This is a genomic window from Selenomonas sp. oral taxon 126 (genome assembly GCF_001683335.1).
Taxonomy (GTDB): Bacteria; Bacillota; Negativicutes; order Selenomonadales; family Selenomonadaceae; genus Centipeda.
This window is the reverse complement of record NZ_CP016201.1, coordinates 652,975-653,919: the sequence shown is the minus strand read 5'-3', so window position 1 is coordinate 653,919 and position 945 is coordinate 652,975. Positions and strand designations below refer to the sequence as shown.

Annotated in this window: 1 protein-coding gene; it reads left to right on the top strand. The window is 62.2% G+C overall.

Annotation, left to right across the window (positions count from 1 at the left end; genetic code table 11):
• Positions 1-945 (top strand): DUF2828 family protein (locus AXF19_RS02760; protein WP_237141669.1); only part of this gene is annotated, 945 nt, incomplete at both ends.

The window sequence follows — 945 nt, the reverse complement described above, 5'->3', positions numbered from 1 at the left end:
CTGCTCGTCCATCTCGCCGCCTACGCGCCCGCCGTCCTCGAAAAGAATCTGCACCTCGTGCCGGAGTATGGCCGCTGGGACGATCTGCTCGTCCTCCTCGGCACGCCGTTGGAGGACGCCGCTGTTCGCCTCATTCGTGCACAGCTGACAGAAGATCTGCGGGCGGCATGGGAGGAGCAGCCTGTCTCCCTCCTCGCGAAGTGGCTGCCGTCCGTCAACACCTCCTCGCGTGCGGCGCGCAGACAGGCGCGCCGCCTCGCGGTCCTGTTCGGGATGAGGGAGGCGGACTACCGCAGGATGCTCGTCCGTCTGCGCCGCCGCATTGCGCTCATCGAGAACGCCCTGCGCACGAGGGACTATACCTTTGACTACGCAAAGCAGCCGTCGAAGGCGATGTTCAAGTACCGCGCAGCGTTTTGGCGCAACGACATGGAGCGGTACAAGGCGTTCCTTGAACGCGTCGCGTGCGGTGCGGAGCAGCTGCATACGGGAACGCTCTATCCCTACGAGATCATCCGTCCGCTCAGTGGAGCAGTGACACCGCAAATCCCGCAAGAGGAGGCGCGTACCCTTGATGTCACATGGAGCGCACTGCCCGACTATACGCATGGAGAGAACGCACTCGTCGTGCTCGATGGCTCCGGCTCGATGTACTGGGGCGGGAACCCCCTGCCGAGCAGCGTCGCGCTCTCGCTTGCCATCTACTTCGCCGAACGCAATACGGGTGCGTTTCATGGGTGCTTTATCACGTTTTCCAGGAATCCGCGGCTTGTCGAGATCAAGGGAGCGACGATTGTGGAGCGTGTGCACTACTGCAAAAGCTTTGACGAGGTGGCAAACACAAATCTTGAAGCGGTGTTCCGCCTCCTCCTGCGCACAGCGGTGAAGAACCGTGTGCCGCAGGAGGAACTGCCCTCCGTGCTCTACATCATCACGGACATGGAG